Consider the following 22,350-nt stretch of genomic DNA (forward strand, 5'->3'; position numbering starts at 1 on the left):
CTTTTTGTTAATTCCAAGGGTAAGACAATGACAAAATCGGTAGTGTTAGCGTCGGCATCACCAAGACGCACCGCGTTGCTCAAGCAAATGAACATAGCTCATACTATACAACCCGCCGATATTGACGAATCGCCGCGCCTGAACGAAACGCCACTGTCGCTGGTCTCACGGCTTGCTGCTGAAAAAGGCCAGGCGGTGAAAGCGAAGTTGGCGTCAAAGCAAACGTTGACTGACGATACGGTCATTTTAGCCAGCGATACCCTTATTGCTTTTAACGGTCAAAGCGTAGGTAAGCCAGAAAACAAAGCCGACGCTAAACGCATTCTCACGATGCTTTCTGGTAACACTCACGAAGTGCTAACAGCTATCAGTGTTTTGAATAACACTCGTCAGCAAACCCAAGTCATTACAACGTCTGTAACTTTTGCAGCATTGACGGATGAGCAAATTACCGCATACTGGGAAACTGGAGAACCTGCCGATAAAGCAGGAAGTTACGCTATTCAAGGTATTGGCGGTGAATTTGTGGTCTCAATTAATGGCAGTGCAAGCGCCGTAATCGGTTTGCCTCTTTACGAAACCCGTCAATTACTCAACGAATTTGGAGTTGTGTCGTGAGTGCTGAACTGCTTATTAACGTTACCCCGTCAGAGTCGCGAGTAGCGCTTATTGAAAACGGAATACTGCAAGAAATACACGTTGAACGTCATACAAAACGCGGTTTGGTTGGCAATATCTATCGCGGTAAAGTTAGCCGTGTATTACCGGGAATGCAGGCAGCATTTGTTGATATCGGTTTAGAAAAGGCCGCCTTCTTACATGCATCTGACATTGTCATTCACAATGAAATTGCTGAAGAAGTCTCGGCAAGCCATATTCAAAAGCAAGACATTCGCGAGTTGGTGCGAGACGGTCAAGATATTGTGGTTCAGGTAGTGAAAGATCCTATCGGTACCAAAGGCGCACGCCTTACCACAGACATTACTATCCCCAGCCGTTATCTTGTATTTATGCCTTCGGTCACTCACGTAGGCGTATCTCAACGCATTGAAGAAGAAGCAGAAAGAGAGCGCTTAAAGTCGCTGGTGCAAGAGTTTTGTGATGAAAACGGTGGCTTCATTCTGCGTACTGCGGCTGAAGGCGTGGGCAAAAACGAACTGCAGTCTGACGCGGCGTTTTTACGCAGGTTGTGGGACAAAATACAGTCTCGTATGAAAAAGCGTAAGTCGAACGTGCTTTACGAAGACTTACCGCTAGCACGACGAGTGCTACGCGACTTTGTTGGTACAGAGCTCGACAGAATTCGTATCGACTCGAAACTATCATTCAATGAGCTTCACCAGTTCACCAAAGAGTATGTGCCTGAAATGAACGGCAAGCTCGAATACTACCCGGGTGATCGACCTATCTTCGACTTGTACGATGTTGAAAACGAAGCGCAACGGGCATTAGAGCGTCGAGTTGATTTAAAATCTGGCGGCTACTTGATTATTGATCAGACCGAAGCCATGACCACCATAGATATCAATACGGGGGCCTTTGTTGGGCACCGTAATTTAGAAGAAACGATTTTTAATACCAATACTGAAGCGACGCAAGCCATTGCGCGTCAGCTAAGATTACGCAACTTAGGCGGCATGATCCTTATCGACTTTATCGATATGATTGAACCAGACCATAAACGACGTGTCTTACATTCATTAGAGGTGGCGACGAACAAGGATAGAGCCAAAATTAATATTCACGGTTTCACTGCGTTGGGGCTTATTGAAATGACCCGCAAGCGCACCCGTGAAAGCATAGAGCATATACTGTGCGGCGAATGTCCGGTGTGTAAAGGCCGGGGCACAGTTAAAACCATTGAAACCATTTGCTTTGAAATAATGCGTGAAATCGTTCGCGTGAACCGCGCATACGATGCGGATAAGTTTGTGGTTTACGCCTCACCAAAAGTGGCAGAAGCCCTAATGGGTGAGGAGTCTCATATGCTGGCAGAACTAGAAGTATTTGTATCTAAACAAATTAAGGTACAAACAGAAACATTGTACAACCAGGATAAGTACGACGTCGTCATGATGTAATGCATTAACGTATACAAAGGCAAAATGTGACAAATTTTTCGTCGGTAGCCGCTTATCTACTTAAGAAGTTTTGGCTGCTACTTGCCGTATTGCTTGTACTTTTCGCGCTAGTATTAAGCGCTGCACGCTATGCTCTGCCGCATATTGAGCACAACAAACATTTGTTGGAAGACTATATTAATGAGCAGTATGGCGTAAACCTATCAATAAAAAGCGTGCATGCGGTTTGGCAGCGCAGCAGCCCTAGCATTGTGCTAAATTCGGTATCGCTTGCTAAAGATGAAGCTTCACCTGTTGCGTTGGACATTCGACAAATTTACGTTGAATTAGATTTCTGGCAATCACTGCGCGATCAGCTTATTTCCTCTACCCGTTTTGAATTGCGGGGCCTTCGCCTAGATATCGATGCCGATCGCCTTTCCGGCGGTGGCAAAAATAACTTCCCTGTGGTTAACGCGTTAGAGCGCTTGTTCTTAGAGCAATTACAAAGCTTTTCGTTAGAAGATGGGGCGGTGTCAATTACACATCTTAACGAGACCAATTCTTTCGACATTGAAAGCTTATCCTGGAATAACCGTAAACAGCGACATCAAGGTTTAGGCCGGCTTAAAGTTGCTGATTTAGCGGCAAACTCAGCCTCTTTCATTATTGATATTAACGGCACCCGTGAAGACTTTGACGGCGTCTTTTATGCCAAAGCTGAAGAACTCGACATTTCGCCTTGGGTTAGCGACCTGATAAAGACCAAGCGTCCACTGGCTCAAAGTCGTGCTAATTTTGAGGTGTGGGCAAATTTTGCCAACAATGAAATTACCAGCGTGCAGGCCGAGCTTAATGACAGCTTGTTAGAGTGGGGCGATGGGCGTGCAAAAACGATAACCGGCATCAGTAGCGGAAGCTTACAAGCACTGCCTAATAAGAAGAGCAAGCGTGGCGGTTGGAACGTTAGGGTAGATCAGCTTGTACTGAACTCAGGTAACGAGACAATGACGACCGACCTTATTGGTAGTATCAGTGCAAATGGCGACGCGCTCATCAATACGGTTAAGCCTGTTCAGATCAATCCCTTTTTATTGCTATTGCCACTTTTCATGGATGACACCGGTGAAGACGAAATACGCGGGCTGAACCCGAAGGGAGAGCTCGCCACATTGCAACTTCAATGGCGCAGTGGTACCCCCTCTCTCGCGGCCAAAATAGTTGATTTGCAGTGGGATAAAACAAATAAAGTACCGGGGTTATCTTCTCTCGATGTTGACCTATTCTGGTATAAGAATAACGGGGCTATTTACTTACAAAGCACTGATAGCGTATTAAGCGCGAGTGGGGTTATCAAAAAAGACCTCAAGATTAACGCGCTAACCTCGCAATTTTATATTTATCCCGAAACGGCAGAAGAGCCCAACAAGCAGTGGGTCGTCAAAGGGGACAATATGCTCCTCGATAGTGATGCCGTTACCCTTAAGCCGCAGTTTAAACTTAATACAGCGACGGGATTTATGTCGCTTTATATAGATATAAGCCCGATAGCGTTAAATACAGTGAGCGACCTTTTCCCAGCTGGCGTTATGGGGGCAAACACAGATAAATACCTAACCCGGGCGTTTACTGGTAAAGGCGACATCGAAAATGCTCGTGTGCTGTGGCATGGACGTACCCGAGATTTTCCGTTTGAAGACAACTCAGGTATTTTCCAAGCCTATGTGGATATCAAAGATGGCGATTTTCTTTTCGCACCAGATTGGCCTGCACTGAACGATTTAGAGCTTTCGCTATATTTCGTAAACAATGCACTGGTAATGGAAAGTCCTAGCGCCACCTTAGCGGATATGAAAATAAGCAATATGTCGGCTGCCATTCCAAGCTTTAAGCCAGGTGCACGTTTAGCGATTTATGCGACAGGCGAGGGAACGGGAGACGCATTAACCGACTTAATGATGAACTCCTCGTTGCAAAAGTCCTTAGGTAATGTGCTTAACAATGAAGTGCAAATTAGTGGCCCACTCTCGGCAGATATTAAGCTAGATATTCCATTTAAAGGCAAAGACGTGGTGGCATCGGGTACTGCGCATTTGTCGAATAACCCCGTCTATATCGCTAGCACCAAAATGCTTTTCGACAACGCATCAGGCGATGTGACCTTTACCAACGGGAATATCGACGCCAATGCGCTACAAGCACGGTTTCTCAAGCAGCCTGTAGCGCTCTCCTTAAGTGGAAGGCAAGGGGACACTTACGACCTTCATGTTGAATTAGGGGGCCGCTGGCACGTGCACCCCCTTGCAAACTACGTGAATACAGATCTCACTGATTATATTGATGGGGAAAGTGACTGGAAAACCGTTGTTGATCTTACGCTGTCTAATAGCAGTTTTTCCTACACCGCCAATTTGAAAGCTGACCTAACGGCAACACAAAGTGTGTTACCTGCTCCATTTGATACGCCTGCAGGCACCAGCCTCCCTTTATCTATTGTCAGTGAAGGTAACGGTAAAGCGTCAAACATCGAAGCGAGACTAGGAGAGCGCATTCGTTTTGACGGTGTTCTGCCGCATAAAGAAATGCAATTCTCCCGCGCACATTTAGCGTTAGGCGAGAGCGACATTGCCAACATAGGGACTGGGTTTAGCATTAGCGCAAATTTAGCTGAAGCCGATGTACAAGAGTGGTTTAGCACGATTAACATGCTGCTTTCTGGCAAAGGTAAAGCGGATAAGCAAAAATCGAACGCTGAACTTACGAGGGTTGATACTGCGCAAAAAGATGAGAAACAGGTTAATTTGTTTGGCACCCCATCACGCATTTTCGCCAAAGCTGAAAAACTCAATTTTGCGGGCCACAGTATTAAAGATGCTGAGCTTAATGCCACAGAGCGCGATAGAGATTGGATTTTAAATTTAACTTCGCCACAGGCGCGCGCTACCGTTCGTATTAACAGCGATTTAGAACAACAAGGTATCGAGATAAATGCCGATTATTTATCGCTAGAAAAACCGAGTGAAAATATCGCCACCTCAACGACCGCCGATACCTCACAGACTCCGCCGGTTGTTGCCAACAATCAGGCCGCTTCAGACGATGAATCGCCGTATGATATTGACCCCAACACGTTGCCGCCTATTTATTTTTACTGCCAAAGCTGCGGTATACACGGTATAGATTTTGGGGAGATTACGCTAGATATTGCGAAGGAAGATAACGGCTTAGCCATTCGCCAGCTTTTAGTGAGGTCGGATGATACTAACATTACCGCAAGCGGTTACTGGAAGCATGTTGGTCGGGATATACAAAGTGCGATAAAAGGCTCGCTAACGTCGCCGGATGTAGGCCAAATGCTTAAAGAGTATGGTGTAGAGTCTGGCATAAAAGACTCGAGCGCAGAGGTTAAGTTTGATATTAGCTGGCCTAACGCGCCAATGGATTTCGGGTTTGAAGCGTTAAACGGTGACGTAGAATGGTCGCTGTCAGATGGTTATTTGACCGAGCTTAGTGATCAGGGCTCACGTATCTTTACACTCTTTAGCCTTAACTCGCTGGTCAGAAAGTTAAGCCTCGATTTTAGAGATGTCTTTGCTAAAGGTTTCTTTTACGATGATATGGGCGGAACCCTTAAGGTTGTAAACGGGAAAGCCTATACCGATGATACTGAAATTGACGGTGGGGCCGGTGAAATTGAAATAACGGGCTTTACCGACCTCAATACCGGCGGCCTAAATTATAACGTGTCATTTGCGCCAAACGTGACGGGTAATCTGCCCTTTTTAGTTTATTTCTTGGCAACGCCACCTACAGCACTGGCAGCCCTTGCTATTGATCAGGTATTAACGTCGGCGAAAGTCATCTCAAATGTGAACTATCGCGTGACAGGCACCATAAAAGATCCTAAGTTCGATGAGGTTGAACGCAATAGCAAAGACATCAGTTTGCCTGCACAAAATGCGCCTGCCCCTGCCAATCCCCAAGACAGGCCATTAACGGAAGATGATGTACGCAGGCTTAAAATGGAGGTGATCGATGGTTAATTTAGTAGCACTACAAATGACTTCTACGCCACATGTGGAAGAAAACCTGAATATTGTCGAAAAAGAAATGGCAGCAGCGCATATCGAGAGAGATAGCCTGGTCGTGTTACCGGAGTGCTTTGCCTGTTTCGGCGGCAAAGACAAAGGTCAATTAGCGGTAGCTGAAGTAAAAGGCGATGGGATAATACAGCGACGTTTATCGGCGCTTGCTAAGCAGCATCAATGTTACATTGTGTCAGGGACATTCCCGGTAAAAACACAAAACCCTGATAAATTTTCTGCTGCTTGTATGTTATTTGGTCCGAATGGCGAGCTTTTGGCTGATTACCGTAAAATTCATATGTTCGACGTATCAGTAAACGACAATACAGGCAGCTATAAAGAATCTGCTACCACAGAAGCAGGTAATGAGGTAGTCACTGTTCGAACGCCAATTGGCAACATTGGGCTTGCGGTGTGCTATGATGTACGCTTTCCAGGGTTGTTTTCTGCAATGGGCGATATTGATATTTTGGTACTGCCCGCGGCTTTTACCCAACGCACCGGCGAGGCTCATTGGCACGCTTTACTTAAAGCCAGAGCCATTGAAAAGCAGTGCTTTGTGGTAGCCCCCAACCAGAGCGGCGTACACCAAAATGGCCGCGAAACTTACGGTCACAGTATTATCTTGTCGCCGTGGGGCGATACGCTTGGGGAACGTAAAACCGAAACAGGGTTTGTATCGGCTAGCGTAGATATTGCAGAAAGAGAAACCATTAAACAGAATATGCCGGTTGCCGAACATAACCGATTCAGGAGTCATTTTGTCTAAATCTGTTGAGCGTCATTTATTATCTGACTCAGGCCTAGATATTACTAAGCTAGAGCGCGCGCTAGCGACCATTCACCGCCACGATACCGACTATGCCGATTTGTATTTTCAGTCGAGCCAGCACGAAAGTTGGGTGCTAGAAGACGGCATTATCAAAGAAGGTAGCTACAACATTGAGCGCGGTGTAGGCGTTCGCGCCATTAGCGGCGAAAAAACGGGGTTCGCTTATTCCGATGAGATAAGCGAAGAAGCGTTAACTAAAGCGTGCAAAGCAGCCCGAGGTATCGCACCAAGCGGTGGTACGCAGCAGGTTGCAGCGCTGGGCCATAAGCCCGTTGAGGCCCGTTACAGCGAAAATAACCCCATTCTTGCTATGCAAGATGCGGAAAAGATTGCCTTGCTAAAAGCGGTAGACGCATACATTCGTAAGCAAGAGCCTTCTGCCAATCAGGTAGTGGTGAGCTTAAGCGGTGTATATGAAGAGATTTTAGTTGCTGGTAGTGATGGCACGTTAGCGACCGATATTCGCCCTCTGGTGCGCTTAAACTGCTCAGTATTGTTAGAGCAAGGTGATAGACGCGAGCGCGGTTCAGCCGGCGCTGGCGGCCGTTATGCCTATTCGTTCTTTAAACAGGACGAAAATGGTAAACCTTACTTTGAACAACTCGCCGATGACGCGCTTCACATGGCGCGTGTTAACATGCAGTCTGTGGCATCGCCTGCAGGCGCTATGCCTGTGGTATTAGGCAACGGTTGGCCTGGTGTATTGCTTCACGAAGCCGTCGGTCATGGCCTTGAAGGTGACTTCAACCGTAAAGGTGCGTCAACGTTTAGTGGGCGTATTGGCGAGCGAGTAGCAGCCAAAGGCGTAACTGTGGTAGATGATGGTACATTAAACGACCGTCGTGGCTCGTTATCAGTAGATGATGAAGGTACGCCAACGGCCCATAACGTGCTAATTGAAGACGGTATTCTTAAAGGCTACATGCAAGATAAGCACAATGCGAAACTAATGGGCGTTGCACCCACCGGTAACGGTCGTCGTGAATCTTACGCCCACTTGCCTATGCCCCGTATGACGAATACCTACATGCTGGAAGGCCAACATGATCCGCAGGAAATTATCGCGTCTATCGACAAAGGTATTTACGCGCCGAACTTTGCTGGCGGGCAGGTGGATATTACCTCGGGCAAATTTGTATTCTCTAGCGCTGAAGCTTACCTTATTGAAAACGGTAAAATTACCGCGCCAGTGAAAGGGGCCACCTTAATTGGTAACGGCCCAGAGGTTATGCAAAAAATCTCAATGATCGGCAACGACACAGCCTTAGATAAGGGCGTGGGTGTGTGCGGTAAAGACGGTCAAAGCGTACCTGTAGGCGTTGGCCAGCCCACGCTTAAAATTGACGAGTTGACCGTGGGCGGCACAGCCTAAGATTTCTTTCCCGGCGAACTAAATTCGCGATCTATATTCAAAAATAAAAAGGTTGGGCAATTGCACCAACCTTTTTTGTATCTGAGCTCAGACGCTTAATCACTCTTCGTGAATAACGTCTTTCAAATACTGAAACAACTCTCTGAACGCTTTAGGCGGCGCATTCTTTTCACGCTCTTTTTTAATTTGGCGATGAAATTGGCGTAGCTTTTGTCTATCTAGCTCAGGATATTGTTCGATGAGCTTCTGTATTGCCGGGTCGCCTTGCTCGATTACCGCTTCGCGGGCTTTTTCTAACGCATGGAAAGCCGCGTTAGCAGCCTGATGCTGGTGCGTTAACTTCGCTAGCGCTTCTTCTATATCGGCAGTATCGCGATTACGCAGTGCCTTACCAATAAACTGAAGCTGGCGGCGGTAACCGTCTTTCTTCTTATTTACCTTACGGGCAATAGCAACTGCATCGGCCAGCTCTTCATCCATAGGGATAGTGGCAATGTTTGCATCAGTTAAGTTAACCAAGGTTTCACCTAGCTTGTGAAGCTCTTTCGCTTGGCGTTTTAGCTCAGTTTTACTGACAAACACTTCCTCTTCGAACTCATCTGCTTGCGCATCTTCGAAGTAAGGATCTTCAGGAGAATTGTATTTCTGATCACTCATTTCAAACTCATTAGTGTTACACTTTAGCTAAATTGTAACTATCACAGTCGAATTAAGACAGCGAAACTTACTATGCAAATTGAGCAGCAGTTAGCCGACATTCAAAATGTCGTAGATGATGTACTAAAATTAGCCGTTTCAAAAGGCGCTACGCAAGCCGAAGCCAGCATGTCAAAAGTGCAAGGCATTGCCGTATCTTCACGTATGCAAGAAGTTGAAAACGTTGAGTTTACCAACGACGGTGGCCTAGGTATTAGCGTATATGTAGGCAAGCGAAAAGGCAGTGCTTCTACTGCTGATCTAAGCAAAGCAGCATTAACATTAGCGGTAGAAAAAGCCGTAGATATTGCACGCTATACCAGTGAAGATCCGTGCACAGGTTTGGCCGATGCCGACCTTATTGCAACAGAATTCCCAGATTTAGAGCTGTATCACCCTGAAGAGCTAGATACGGAAAAGGCCATTAAGACCACCATTGAAGCTGAAAAAGCGGCAATGGATTACGACTCGCGTATTACTAATTCGGATGGCGCCTCGTATAACGCAAACTTAGGTATGCGCGTTTATGGCAACACCCATGGTATTAATGCCGGTTATCCTAGCAGCAGATACTCACTAAGCTGTATGGTTATTGGTGCGCAAGATGACGATATGCAGCGCGATTATGCCTACACCGTAAGCCGCAAGTCGGCACTGCTTCAATCGGCAGCCTCGGTAGGTATTGATGCCGCAAAAGCCACGGTAGACCGCTTAGGCGCCCGTAAAATTAACACAGCAAATGTACCTGTGCTTTTACATCGGGATATCGCATCTAGTTTGTTTGGTCATTATGTAGGCGCCATTAGTGGGGGGAGCTTGTACCGTCGCTCAAGTTTCTTACTCGATAGCTTGGGTAAACAGGTATTCCCCGAGTGGTTGAATATTGAAGAGCGCCCGCTTATTAAAGGCGGCTTAGCTAGTTCAAGCTTCGATAACGAAGGCGTGGCGTGTGCTGACATGACGATTGTCGACGCAGGGCAGTTGGCTACATACCTTTACACCACTTATTCGTCGCGCAAACTTAATACCCGCTCCAATGGTCATGCCGGTGGTATTCACAACTGGCTAGTAGGTGATACGGGGCATAGCGACGCTGACCTTCTTAAAGAAATGGGCACAGGGCTATTTGTGACCGAGCTTATGGGGCAGGGCGTTAATGGTGTGACCGGTGACTACTCACGCGGCGCGGCAGGGTATTGGGTTGAAAATGGTATCATTCAGTACCCCGTACATGAGGTAACCATTGCCGGTAACCTTAAAGACATGTTTAAAGGCATTGTCGCGATTGGTGCTGAAAAGGATGTACGCGGCAGCGTACAGACGGGCTCAGTGCTAATTGACCAAATGAAAATAGCGGGTAGTTAGAACTAGCTCGTTTTTCTAAATACAGGTTTTATCTATAACGCAAAGAAGGTTGTAGATAAAACCGCTGAAATATAAGCTATCACGTGTTGTTACAACGAAACGCAGAAGGCGACAGCCCTGTCGACTTTTTAAAGCGTTTTGAAAACGTAAATACGTTGGCATAACCCACGTAATTGGCAATATATGAAACGGGCCACTGCGTACTTAGCAATAAACTTTTGGCGCGTAACAGGTGCCCGAAAGCCTGCTTGCCGCTACATTAAGTGCCGAAGAGCGGGCAAAATGGCAATCCATTGTTGTGCCCTCAAACTGGCAACTAAAGGGCTACGATAAACCTATTTACTGCAACGTTAAGTATCCTTTCCCGGTAAACCCACCGATAGTACCCAGTGAAAACCCTACCGGATGCTACCGAACCACGTTTAGCGTAACCAGCGCGCAGTTATCTCAACGCAACCACATTGTATTTGAGGGGGTGAACAGCGCCTTCCACTTATGGTGTAACGGTGAGTATGTTGGCTATTCGCAAGATAGTCGTTTACCGGCAGAATTCGACATATCCAATTTGTTGGTCGAGGGCGAGAACCGCTTAGCGGCCATGGTCATCAGGTGGTCTGACGGCAGCTACTTAGAAGATCAAGACATGTGGTGGCTAAGCGGTATTTTCCGTGATGTAAGTTTAATTACAAAGCCACGTCAGCACATTCAAGATGTGTTTGTTACGCCCACGCTAGATGCTTGTTATCGCGACGCTACTGTGTCTGTTCGAACGTCAATTAAAGCGCAGTTACACTGCAAAGTAGGTATTCAGCTTTTCGATGGTGATACGGCTGTTACCGAACAAATCGTTACGGGCACCAACAATAAGCGTGTCGACGAGAAAGGCGGGTGGGACGATGTCGTCTTTCAAACCCTAGAAGTTAAAGAGCCAAAACACTGGACAGCAGAAACCCCTTACCTTTATCGCATAGTTGTATCGCTGATTGATGATAGCGGTAATGTGATAGACCGTGAAGCCTACAATGTGGGTTTCCGAAATGTTGAAATGAAAAATGGGCAGCTTCTTGTTAACGGCAAAGCTGTGCTTATTCGCGGTGTAAATCGTCACGAACACCATCAAGTAAAAGGCCATGCCATCAACGAAGATGATATGCTTGAAGATATTAAACTATTAAAGCAGAACAACTTCAATGCGGTGCGCACTGCGCATTATCCTAATCACCCTCGCTGGTATGAACTTTGTGATGAATACGGGCTTTATGTGGTTGATGAAGCCAATATCGAAACCCACGGTATGTTTCCAATGGGGCGGCTGTCCCGCGACCCGCTATGGGCTGGCGCTTACATGGCGCGTTTTACCCAAATGGTAGAACGCGATAAAAACCACCCCAGTATTATCATCTGGTCGTTAGGCAATGAATGTGGTCATGGCCCTACGCATGATGCCATGTATGGCTGGGCAAAATCTTTCGACCCGTCTCGGCCTGTTCAATATGAAGGTGGCGGTGCCGACACTACGGCTACCGATATCATAGCGCCTATGTATGCACGTGTAGATACTGACGTAGAAGACGACGCTGTGCCTAAATGGGCAATAAAAAAATGGCTGTCGCTACCTGGTGAAAACCGGCCCGTTATTTTATGCGAATACGCCCATGCTATGGGGAATAGTTTGGGGAGTTTTGATGAGTATTGGAAAGCCTTCAAAGACTACCCACGTCTTCAAGGCGGCTTTATTTGGGACTGGGTTGACCAAGGGCTGACGAAACACACTGATAGCGGCGACGCGTTCTGGGCTTACGGCGGTGACTTTGGCGATACCGACAACGACAGACAGTTTTGTATCAACGGGCTGTTATTCCCTGACAGAACCCCACACCCGCATTTATTTGAAGCGAAATATTGTCAGCAACACCTAAGCTTTTCGTTAACGGAAGAGACTGACAAGTGGCAGCTTAGTGTAAAGAGTGACTACCTGTTTAGACATACCGATAATGAGCTGCTTCGCTGGCAGGTGTTAGAGAATGGTAAACCCATCATAGAAGGGGAGTGCCCCATTTATGTTGCACCACAGCAAGCCCAAACCGTTAGTATCGCGCCCGAAATCAATTTTAAAGCCGGCGCACTCTATCACCTAAATATCGACGTTGTATTAGCTAACGACTGTGCATGGGCGAAGGCAGGCCATGTTATCGATACCGCGCAGCTTGCGCTAGCTAACAAAAGCGGGCTAATTCCTTTTGTCTCAACCGCTAACGTCGCAAATGAAAATGCTGAGTCTGGAGTGACGGTCAAGGCAGAAAACACCACCTTATTAGTCAGTGTGAAAAATAACGTATTTAGTTTTAATAGCGAAAGTGGGCTTTTAACCTCGTGGCTACATGAAGATAGCGAGACGCTCAGCGCACCGCTAGAAGATAACTTTTTTAGAGCCCCGCTTGATAACGATATTGGTGTAAGTGAAGTTGATAACCCCGACCCAAATGCATGGGAGTCGCGCTGGCGCCGTGCTGGTATTGGAAAGTGGGACCGCATCTGCACCAGTGTAGACGTAGAGCAGAGTACCTTTGATGTGCGCATAACGTCGTTATTTGAGTATCATTATAACGACAAGCTCATTGCCGCAACCAAGTGGGTTTACACCATTAACCACCAGGCAGCGTTAACCGTAGAGGTAGAAGTGTTATTGGATGATAGTTTACCGCCCATGCCTCGAATTGGTTTGCAAGCCGCGGTACCGGCGCCCCGTAGCAACGAGCAAGAGCGAATGCGCGTTACATGGCAAGGGCTAGGGCCTTTCGAAAATTACCCAGACAGGAAAGCGGCAGCGCGTTTTGGTGAGCACTCGTTGTCGATAGCCGATTTGCAAACACACTATATATTTCCTACTGACAACGGTTTGCGTAGTGACTGTAAACAATTAGATATTAGTGGGCTAAGAGTGAACGGGCAGTTTTGCTTTAGTGTAAGCGAGTACGGCCAAGCGCAGCTAGATACTGCAAAGCATACTAGCGACCTCATGCCGCAAGACTGTGTGTTTGTGTATATTGACCATGCACATATGGGCGTGGGCGGCGACGACTCGTGGAGCCCTAGCACGCATAAAGCCTTCTTGATAGAAGAGAAGTGTTACCGTTATTCGGTGACATTCTGTGCGAAGGTATGATGCACGTTTAGGAAGCGTAATGAGCCTGTTGAGCGGTATTACTCAACAGGTAATGAAGTTGAGCTCAATTTAGCCATTGACGAAATGCATACCCACAAAAAAGCCGCTACATTGTTGTAGCGGCTTTTTTAATTCTTGAACCGGCTCTCAAAGAGGGCTAGCGACTTTTAATATGTGATGGTTAACCATCAACCTGACCGCAGAAGCGGTAGCCTTCACCGTGAATGGTTACGATCAACTCTTCATCTGTCGGGTCTGACTCGAAGTGCTTACGAATACGGCGAATGGTTACGTCTACCGTACGGTCGTTAGGACGAAGCTCACGACCTGTCATTTCCATGATGAGCTGTTCACGAGTAAGGATTTTACCTGGATTGCTAAGGAACAGGTGTAGTGCGCGGAATTCACTACGCGGTAAGCGGAACTCTTTACCGTTAGGTGAAATCAAAGAACGGCTATCACCATCAAGCGTCCAACCGTTAAAGTTTACACGGCTTGGTAAATCGTCGTCTTCTGAAGAGTTGGTTGTGCGAGACAGTAAGTTGCGCGCGCGAATAGTTAATTCACGTGGGTTGAACGGCTTTGTCAGGTAATCGTCTGCGCCGATTTCAAGACCTAAGATACGGTCAACATCGTTATCTCTGCCCGTTAGGAAGATAAGGCCAACATTTTTACGGTCGCGAACTTCACGCGCTAGAATCAAGCCGTTCTTTCCAGGTAGGTTAATATCCATGATAACCAAATTGATAGCGTGATTCTCGAAGAAATCATGCATTTGATCGCCGTTTTCGGCTTCAAATACATTATACCCTTCCGCTTCAAACAAACTCTTAAGCGTGGTACGGGTTACCACTTCATCTTCAACAATTAACACATTTGGCGTCTGCATGGTGTTCTACACTCTTTCTAAAATACGATTTAAGCAACTAACGGGTTAAAGTTTAATATTCATGCACTTGATTGCAAGCAACTTGTGAATATTCTTACTGTTTAGGTATTGGGGTTAGCCAATAAAAATCAAGAAAAGTTCATACTTTATACAACTATTCTGAGGTTTTCGCATTAACAACGGGGAATATTATTACAAATTCCACGCCATCACCTTCTTCGCCAGTAATTGATATTGAACCGTTGAGGGCTTGCGTTACCAAGTTGTATACCAAGTGCATCCCCAATCCCGAACCACCTTGCCCACGCTTTGTTGTCACGAAGGGGTCGAATATTCGCTTGCGAATTTCAGGGGGAATGCCTTTACCATTATCGGTATAAACAAGCTTGAGCTTATTGTTACTCACCAACTCGACACGAATATCAATCGTGCCTTTTTCCATAGATTCAAACCCATGAATAACTGAATTCATAATCAGGTTAATCAAGATTTGGTTTATTGGGCCAGCCTTCGTTTCAACGCTAAGGGTAGGGTCGCAATTTACGTTGATGTTGTGTTTTAATTTTTTGAGTCGAGGCTGCAATGACAGTAGTATCTCATTAACTAGCTGTACAACGCAAAAACTTCGGCTAGTTTCTGACGTTTGATCGACTGCAACTTGCTTAAAACTGCTAATAAGCTCGGCAGCTCTGTTCAAATTGCGATAAATTATGTTTAAGTTTTCATTACTCTCATCTAAAAAACGCTTCATTGCGCTCGCTTTTAGCGTTTTATTTTCAAAATCTTTTTGAATAACGGCTAATCTGTCTAACATCATGGTCGACGCAGTGACGCCTAAACCGATGGGGGTGTTTACCTCATGAGCGACCCCCGCCACCATATCACCAAGTGACGCCATTTTTTCATTTTGTACAATTTGGCGCTGGAACTGGTGAAGCTTTTCTAGCGTTTGGATTAACTCTTGATTAGCGTCCTTTAAGGCAGTGGTACGATGGCTAACCATATCTTCAAGGCTAGCATTAAGCTTGCGATGCTGTTCTTCGGCTTCCCGTTGCTTTTGCATATACTCCTGCATGCGATACAGCATGACATTAACGGCGTCAGCAAGAATATCTAGTTCTTTGATTGTCGAGCCGCTGGCTCGCGCGGAATAATCTCGTTGCCGAGAAGTACGCTGTAAGAAATTCGCTATATTTTCCACAGGCCCGGTAACAATGCGCTGCATTCGCACCGCCGAATAAAAACTAATGGCCAATAGCGCGAGTGCTACCGCCAAATTAAGCCAAATAGACTTTCCAACAAGCTGATTAAAGTTGTCAGACGATACCCTTAAATAAACCCAGCCTAATGAGATGTTGGTTTCTGTGTCGAACACCTTGGTGCTTAGCTCTAGGTACTTACCGTTATCAGCCAGTTGAGGCGCCATAAAAAGTGCTGACAACTGGTTTTCTTTGCCACCCAGTAATAACTGGCCTTCTTTATTATATGAAGCAAAAATTTGGGGCGCTAATGACTTGTTTTGCGCCTTATAAACATGAGCGTTTAGCACGTGTTCGGCCGCAGTAAGGTTGCTTAAGGCTGCTTCTATACGTTCCGGTGTCTCGTCGTAAAGGTATGTCGCTGCGCTTCTGGCGACAAGTTTCGCAAGCATGAGCGCATTAGATTCAAGTTCGTGACGGTAGGTTTTAATTTGTGTGTAAACGGCAAGGCTAGACAGCACCGCAAGGGAGAAAGTGGTAATTGACATTACCACCCAAAGAAAAAGGCTTTTTATCGAAAGCTTGACGGCTTTATCTGTCATATCCGTTTTGGCGTTAGGTCCATCCGCATCGTCCATACATCAATAGTGGCGCAAAATTGTGCAAAAAGAAAGAAGCCCATAAACAATAATTAATATAGGCTGAGACCGCTAGTGCTGTGTTGATGCATAGAGTTGCTGATAGTCTTTTGCGGCGGCTTCCCAAGTAAACCGTGTGCGCATTCCCCGTTGCTGCATTTCTCTGAATTTCCCTGCATCTTCATAAAATGCCAGCAAAGCACGGCGAATGCAGGATAGCAGGGCATGTGGTGTAGGGTCGTCAAACACAAAGCCGGTGCCATTGTCGCTGTTACTGTAGTCAATAACCGTGTCTTTTAGGCCACCCACAGAACGAACGATAGGTATTGTACCGTACGCTAAGCTGTACATTTGATTGAGCCCACAAGGTTCAAATTGAGAAGGCATAAGGAAGAAGTCTGCACCCGCTTCAACTAAATGTGCATGCTCTGAACTAAAGCCGTTAATAAATGCAAATTGGTCGGGGTGTTGCTGTGCAAATTCCCCAAGATCCATACACACTTTTGGGTCGCCCGTCCCCACAATGACCATTTGAATATTGTGTTTAATTAAATCATCCAATATAGGTAGGATATAGGCAAAGCCCTTTTGTTCTGTCAGGCGGCAAACCATACCTAATAGCGGTACTGTCGCTTTTGGCGGTAAGCCACACTTTTCCTGCAATACCCGTTTACACGATGTCTTAGGGTGGAGGTTATCGACACTGTAGTTCTCAGGTAAGAACGTGTCAGTCTCTGGGTTCCACTGGGTGTAATCACACCCGTTAAGAATACCGCTTAAATCAGCTTGGCGATTAACTAGGCGCTCGTGAAGGCCGTGGCTGCCTAAGTCGGTGAGTAACTCTCTGGCATAGTTAGGGCTAACGGTGGTCACCTTACTGGCAAATTCAATACCGCTTTGCAGCATGTTGATATAGCCACCGTGTACTTGCGCTAAAATATGAGGGTGGTGGCGAAGGAAAGGGATAGTTTCCAGCTTATGAACCCCTTGGAATGCGGCATTGTGAATGGTGAAGACGGTTTTAGTCTCTTTAAAGAAACCAGATTGTTCATAGGTGAGCAAAAATGGCAGCATCGCGGTGTGCCAGTCGTGACAGTGAATCACATCTGCTCGTGTATCAATGGCTTTTAACGTTTGAAGTACAGCGCCGCTGAAGAAACTAAAGCGTTCACCATTGTCTTCATACCCCTCAAAGGCATTGGCATAAAGCCCCTCGCGCATAAAATGAACAGGCGAGTCGATAAAATAAACAGGGATGCCGTGCCATAGCATATGGCGGATATCAAAGTGGTAAACTTGGCCTTCGGTAAATAAGGTTTGCTGTTCAGTTACCGTAGGTAAGTTGAGCTGGTCAGCAAGTACTTGATAATAGGGCATGACAATAGTGACGTCGTCACCAAGCGCGTTAAGCGCTAGTGGGAGCGCCTTTCCAACATCTGCCAGACCGCCGGTTTTTACCAATTCTTCAACTTCTGAAATAGCAAATACAATGTTCACAGGTGATCTCCAGAGCGAAAAGTGCTTCATGCTTTTTATGCGTATAAGCCGAGCACTTGTCATACAACTAATAAGTACGGAAAAAGCGCTAAGGGCCATTGTGTGGTAAATACAATGGCCGCACGCAACAGGTAGAAAACTAACCTAGCACAAGCTTAATGCTTTTTTAATTACAAAGTCGCTTGGTAAACGGAAAATTGAGACGTTTGTGCTGTGGTGTATACCGTTTGAAAATGCTCAGATAATAAGCCAGGGTAAGGCAAAAAGCGGTTGGCGACCATTTGCATGGTACCCCCACGGGTTAAACGTGCTTTCGCATCTGAAATGAAACGTTTAGTCACCGTGTAGTCAGTTTTAATACCCGTGTGAAATGGAGGGTTGGTAACGATGTGCTGTACCTTGTTAGTCATGCCGTGCAGTCCATCGGCAGCATACAAGGTCGCTGCCAGCTGGTTTTCCGCCAAAGTCAGTGCGCTACAGTAAATAGCAAAGGCGCTGACATCGGTCAAATGCAGCTTCAAGTGTGGGTATTTAAGCATGATATAGCTCGCTATAACCCCGGCACCGCAGGCAAAGTCGAGTACGTCGCCGCTGAGCGACGTAGAGAGCTTTTCTAATAAAAGCTCCGTACCTGCATCTAGTTCTTTATAACTGAATACACCCGGCATAGAAGCCACTTTCCAAGACGTACCTTCAACGGCATACGTATTGGTATCAATCCATGCTTCGGCTTCAAAGGCAAGATGAGGCGCTTCAACAATAACGGTAATCAGGCTGCAATGGCGCGCAGAATCTACCTTTTGCGTTGCGCCATATTGCTGCATTAATTTGGCGGCGCTTTTAATGCCGCCTTTGTTTTCACCAACAACGTGAATACGGCCATTTTGACCAACCATGCTGGCGGCCATTCTTAACAGCATCTGAAAATGGGTTTTTGCTTTAGGTAAAGAAATCATCACATCAGTGTGTGACTTTTCTAGCGCCACAAATGGCGTAAATATATGGGTGTGGTTGCCTACCTTTTGGGAAACCTCGAAACCTTTACTGGTAATATCTCTACTATCGAAGGACGCTGAAGGTATTACCCTTACACACTCAGCAAAAATATCAAAGTACTGGTGAATTACCGTAACTTCATGAGATTTTAAGCCGTCTAGAAAATAGGCATCAGACGGGTTGATAAATGCCCATTGTCCTTCGTCGAATAGCGCAATATTACGCTCTAGTAATTGGCTTTGAGGGGATAGAATCATTATTTAGTACGCTCGTAAATCAAATCCCATACGCCATGGCCAAGTTTTTGACCACGAGTTTCAAACTTGGTGATAGGGCGGTAGTCTGGGCGAGGTACATAGTCACCATCGGTCGCTGTATTGGTGTAGCCTTCAGCATTATTCATTACCTCGGCCATATGCTCAGCATATTGTTCCCAGTCTGTGGCCATGTGGAAACAACCGCCTACAGCGAGTTTCGTGCGTACTAATTCAACGAATTCAGGCTGTACAATACGGCGCTTATGATGGCGCTTTTTGTGCCATGGATCGGGGAAAAATAACTGCAGGCGAGACAGAGAGCCGTCAGGGATCATATTTTTAAGTACTTCAACCGCGTCATGCTCCATCACACGTAAGTTCTCAACGCCTTGTTCGCTTGCATCAGCTAAGCACGCACCAACGCCCGGTCTATGTACTTCAATGCCAATAAAGTCTTTTTCTGGGGCGTTCGCGGCCATTTCAACCAACGATTTACCCATGCCAAAGCCAATTTCAACCACTACAGGTGCGCTGCGACCAAACACATCTGGCAAGGACAGAGTAGACTCTGAATAGTCGATGCCTTTTGTTGGCCAATAGTCTGCCAACGCTTTCTCTTGTGCTTTGGTAAGTCTACCTTCGCGTTTCACGAAGCTTTTCACTTTGCTTACGTATACTCCAGCGGCTTCTGCTTCCGCCTGACTTTTGAATTGCCTCATTTGCAATGCCTTTCTAACCCAATTTTCTGGTGGCGCATTATCCACTTACCCGCAGGTTATGCAACGCTATCGTGGTAAAAATGCTGTATTTTTATACGCCAATTTGTTTTGCAATAATAGACGCTACCGCATCGGTTTGCTCTAACACCATCATATGACCGGCATTTTCTATGACTTGAAAGTTTGCCTTAGGCAGTTGCGCTTTAAGTTGCGCTATTGCTGCGGCAGGTGCAATCGCGTCCTGTTGAGCAGCAATAAGTGTTGTCGGCGCGTTGATCTTAGCCAGCGCTTTAACGGTACTTTCTCGGGGCGTAGTCGCAAGGGTGTGATTAAGTAAGGTCGTTTTACCTAGATCTTGGGCCATCGATTTTACAACACCAGCAACCTTGTCATCGTTAAGGCGTGAAGGGTGAATAAAACGGGATAAATAGGCATCGTTATCGGGTTTGAAATTCCCTTGCTTAAGCATGGAAGTAAGCTGTTTTCGCTTGGCGATTTCCTCTTTTGACAAGCCTTCAGGGTTATAGCCAATCAGGGTTACCGATGCGATATTATGTGGGTTGCGCTGTGCCACCAGCGAGGCAATAAACCCGCCCATGGAGTAGCCCACTAGATGCACTTTTTCGTTATCTAGAATACGGTCTTCGCTTAATGCCAGCATCTCTTCTTGTGACGACGCCCATTGAAGGGGCACGTAGCGGCGTTGCGCTATATTTAACTGTCGCCATAGCGGTAAAAAAATACGTTCATCGCAAAGTGTACCGGGAAAAAACAAAACAGGGTGCTGCACAGACACGTGTGCTCCTTAACAATAAAATGGCTAGTTACATGCTACCATAGCGCGCTTTTTTATGAACGGTTGTACGCACAAAACAAATGTACGTCGTTACACAACGGGCAGACGATATCCACTACCAAACATAGACGATTATGACAGAACAACAATACACAGGCAGCTTTGCAGAACGAGTGCTTGCATGGTTTGACAAACACGGGCGAAAGCATCTGCCTTGGCAGCAAGAGGTCACGCCGTACAAGGTATGGGTGTCGGAAATTATGCTCCAGCAAACCCAGGTCACCACGGTAATTCCCTACTTTGAACGCTTTATGGCGTCATTCCCCACCGTACATGACTTAGCGAAAGCATCCCAAGACGATGTGCTTCACCATTGGACAGGCCTTGGCTACTACGCACGAGCAAGAAACTTGCACAAAGCGGCGAATAGGTTGGTGGATGAATACAACGGTGAGTTCCCCTTTAGCCTAGAAGAAGTCATGGACTTACCAGGGATAGGGCGCTCAACCGCAGGGGCCATATTGTCGCTATCTCGCAATATGCGCTTTGCTATTTTAGATGGCAATGTGAAGCGTGTGCTGGCGCGTTACTATGCGATAAGCGGGTGGCCGGGGCAGAAAAAAGTGGAAAACCAACTTTGGGAGGTGGCCGAGAAAAACACGCCTACCAACCCAGAAGGTGGACGTTGCGCCAACTACACCCAGGTGATGATGGATTTGGGCGCGATGATATGTACGCGAAGCAAACCCAAGTGTGATGAGTGTCCACTACAGCCCGACTGTATAGCCTACGCTCAAGGCGCACAAACCGACTACCCGGGTAAAAAACCTAAAAAGGCATTGCCAGAGAAAGCGACCTTTATGATGGTAGCGCAGTTTAATAGCCAAGTGTACTTAGAACAGCGCCCATCAACGGGGCTATGGGGCGGTTTATACGGGTTTATCGAAGTGTCTTCAATAGAAGAAGGTATTGAGCAGTTTAAAAAGCGAGGCGTAAATGTTGAAGAAACCAAAACGCTTGAAACGTTTCGCCATACCTTCAGTCACTTTCATTTAGATATCACCCCGGTAGTGGCCGTGGTAAACTCTCCACCAACAAAACGCGTAGCCGATACGGCATTTCGTTGGTTTTCGTTGGGTGAGCCTATTGAAGTGGGTTTAGCAGCGCCGACTACCAAAATTATTAAGCAGTTAATAGGCTAAGCTATTCGTAGCTGCCTATATGAACAGCTAAGCAGAAAGTGAAAGGAAAGAACATGGCAAGAACCGTATTTTGTCGTAAGCTTCAAAAAGAAGCCGATGGCTTAGATTTTCAACTGTACCCGGGCGAGCTGGGTAAGCGTATTTTTGACAATATCTCAAAAGAAGCATGGGGCGAGTGGCAAAAGAAACAAACCATGTTAATCAACGAGCACAAACTAAATATGATGGAACCGAATGCCCGTGCATTTTTGGAAGAAAAAATGTCGGCGTACTTGTTCGACGACGTTGAGCCTACAATTGAAGGCTATGTTCCGCCTGAAAAATAAGCAAAAAAGCGCTTTTTGAGCAAACAATGTGCAAACAGTAATAAAAGCGCAAAAAAAGCGAGAAAAACGGTTGACTTGTGAAGGCGAAAACCGTTTAATACGCACCCACAGCAGGACAGGCAGCAAACGCCTAGAACGCTAACAAGTTTCAGCCTCGATAGCTCAGTTGGTAGAGCAGCGGATTGAAAATCCGCGTGTCCCTGGTTCGATCCCGGGTCGAGGCACCATCATTGGAACCTGATAGTTTATTGAAAA

Annotated in this window: 15 protein-coding genes, 1 tRNA gene and 2 pseudogenes; 10 read left to right on the plus strand and 8 right to left on the minus strand. The window is 46.4% G+C overall.

The window, feature by feature from the left end; genetic code table 11:
• Positions 1-27: 27 nt before the first annotated feature.
• Genes ACTRWF_RS07060 through tldD form a run of 5 tightly spaced genes read left to right on the plus strand, consistent with a single transcriptional unit; the run spans position 28 to position 8,349 of the window.
• Complete coding sequence (locus ACTRWF_RS07060; RefSeq protein ID WP_015065988.1) at positions 28-618, plus strand: Maf family protein; 591 nt, start codon at positions 28-30, stop codon at positions 616-618.
• On the plus strand, positions 615-2,081 hold the full coding sequence (gene rng / locus ACTRWF_RS07065; RefSeq protein WP_015065989.1) for a ribonuclease G: 1,467 nt from the start codon (positions 615-617) through the stop codon (positions 2,079-2,081). The genes ACTRWF_RS07060 and rng overlap by 4 nt, the downstream gene beginning before the upstream one ends.
• Positions 2,082-2,107: 26 nt before the next feature.
• Positions 2,108-6,103, plus strand: a complete 3,996-nt coding sequence (locus ACTRWF_RS07070) for a YhdP family protein (protein ID WP_015065990.1) — start codon at positions 2,108-2,110, stop codon at positions 6,101-6,103.
• Positions 6,096-6,914, plus strand: coding sequence for a carbon-nitrogen hydrolase family protein (locus tag ACTRWF_RS07075; RefSeq protein WP_015065991.1), 819 nt, complete (start codon positions 6,096-6,098; stop codon positions 6,912-6,914). Before ACTRWF_RS07070 ends, ACTRWF_RS07075 begins: the two co-directional genes overlap by 8 nt.
• Entirely contained in the window at positions 6,907-8,349 is a 1,443-nt protein-coding gene (tldD, locus tag ACTRWF_RS07080) for a metalloprotease TldD (RefSeq protein WP_015065992.1), read from the plus strand. The genes ACTRWF_RS07075 and tldD overlap by 8 nt, the downstream gene beginning before the upstream one ends.
• A 99-nt stretch (positions 8,350-8,448) precedes the next feature.
• Here the strand turns inward: tldD and yjgA are convergent, their stop codons facing one another.
• Complete coding sequence (gene yjgA / locus ACTRWF_RS07085) at positions 8,449-9,006, minus strand: ribosome biogenesis factor YjgA (RefSeq protein ID WP_015065993.1); 558 nt, start codon at positions 9,004-9,006, stop codon at positions 8,449-8,451.
• Between the two features lie 72 nt (positions 9,007-9,078).
• Here yjgA and pmbA point away from each other — a divergent pair, with 72 nt between their 5' ends.
• Positions 9,079-10,410 (plus strand): metalloprotease PmbA, encoded by a 1,332-nt coding sequence (pmbA, locus tag ACTRWF_RS07090; RefSeq protein ID WP_015065994.1) that lies wholly within the window; start codon positions 9,079-9,081, stop codon positions 10,408-10,410.
• Between the two features lie 79 nt (positions 10,411-10,489).
• Here pmbA and ACTRWF_RS07095 read toward each other — a convergent pair.
• A pseudogene (locus tag ACTRWF_RS07095) lies at positions 10,490-10,666 on the minus strand (helix-turn-helix domain-containing protein); the annotation flags it as partial.
• Here ACTRWF_RS07095 and ACTRWF_RS07100 point away from each other — a divergent pair.
• Positions 10,643-13,576, plus strand: a pseudogene (locus ACTRWF_RS07100) (beta-galactosidase); the annotation flags it as partial. The pseudogenes ACTRWF_RS07095 and ACTRWF_RS07100 sit on opposite strands and share 24 nt — an antisense overlap.
• A 181-nt stretch (positions 13,577-13,757) precedes the next feature.
• On the opposite strand, the gene arcA reads toward ACTRWF_RS07100, so the two are convergent.
• From arcA to ACTRWF_RS07130, 6 genes are all read right to left on the minus strand, one after another.
• On the minus strand, positions 13,758-14,465 hold the full coding sequence (arcA, locus tag ACTRWF_RS07105; protein WP_012516794.1) for a two-component system response regulator ArcA: 708 nt from the start codon (positions 14,463-14,465) through the stop codon (positions 13,758-13,760).
• Between the two features lie 154 nt (positions 14,466-14,619).
• The gene (locus ACTRWF_RS07110; protein ID WP_012516795.1) at positions 14,620-16,266 is read right to left on the minus strand and encodes a sensor histidine kinase; all 1,647 of its coding nucleotides are present in this window, start codon (positions 16,264-16,266) and stop codon (positions 14,620-14,622) included.
• 108 nt (positions 16,267-16,374) lie between these two features.
• Positions 16,375-17,799 (minus strand): glycogen synthase GlgA, encoded by a 1,425-nt coding sequence (glgA, locus tag ACTRWF_RS07115; RefSeq protein ID WP_015065996.1) that lies wholly within the window; start codon positions 17,797-17,799, stop codon positions 16,375-16,377.
• Between the two features lie 170 nt (positions 17,800-17,969).
• Entirely contained in the window at positions 17,970-19,052 is a 1,083-nt protein-coding gene (locus ACTRWF_RS07120; protein ID WP_462835287.1) for a methyltransferase, read from the minus strand.
• A complete protein-coding gene (trmB, locus tag ACTRWF_RS07125) occupies positions 19,052-19,771 on the minus strand; it encodes a tRNA (guanosine(46)-N7)-methyltransferase TrmB (protein WP_015065998.1) in 720 nt (239 codons plus the stop codon). The genes ACTRWF_RS07120 and trmB overlap by 1 nt, the downstream gene beginning before the upstream one ends.
• 91 nt (positions 19,772-19,862) lie before the next feature.
• Positions 19,863-20,567, minus strand: a complete 705-nt coding sequence (locus ACTRWF_RS07130) for an alpha/beta fold hydrolase (protein ID WP_024015543.1) — start codon at positions 20,565-20,567, stop codon at positions 19,863-19,865.
• Positions 20,568-20,701: 134 nt separating this feature from the next.
• On the opposite strand from ACTRWF_RS07130, the gene mutY reads away from it, so the two are divergent.
• The 3 genes from mutY to ACTRWF_RS07145 all read left to right on the plus strand — a co-directional run bounded on the left by mutY (position 20,702) and on the right by ACTRWF_RS07145 (position 22,322).
• Complete coding sequence (gene mutY, locus ACTRWF_RS07135; RefSeq protein ID WP_020742686.1) at positions 20,702-21,769, plus strand: A/G-specific adenine glycosylase; 1,068 nt, start codon at positions 20,702-20,704, stop codon at positions 21,767-21,769.
• A gap of 53 nt (positions 21,770-21,822) precedes the next feature.
• On the plus strand, positions 21,823-22,095 hold the full coding sequence (locus ACTRWF_RS07140; protein ID WP_012516801.1) for an oxidative damage protection protein: 273 nt from the start codon (positions 21,823-21,825) through the stop codon (positions 22,093-22,095).
• Between the two features lie 151 nt (positions 22,096-22,246).
• Positions 22,247-22,322 (plus strand) — tRNA-Phe (locus ACTRWF_RS07145).
• Positions 22,323-22,350: the final 28 nt, after the last annotated feature.

This window comes from Alteromonas sp. G5_S2_22_S1 (assembly GCF_054968525.1).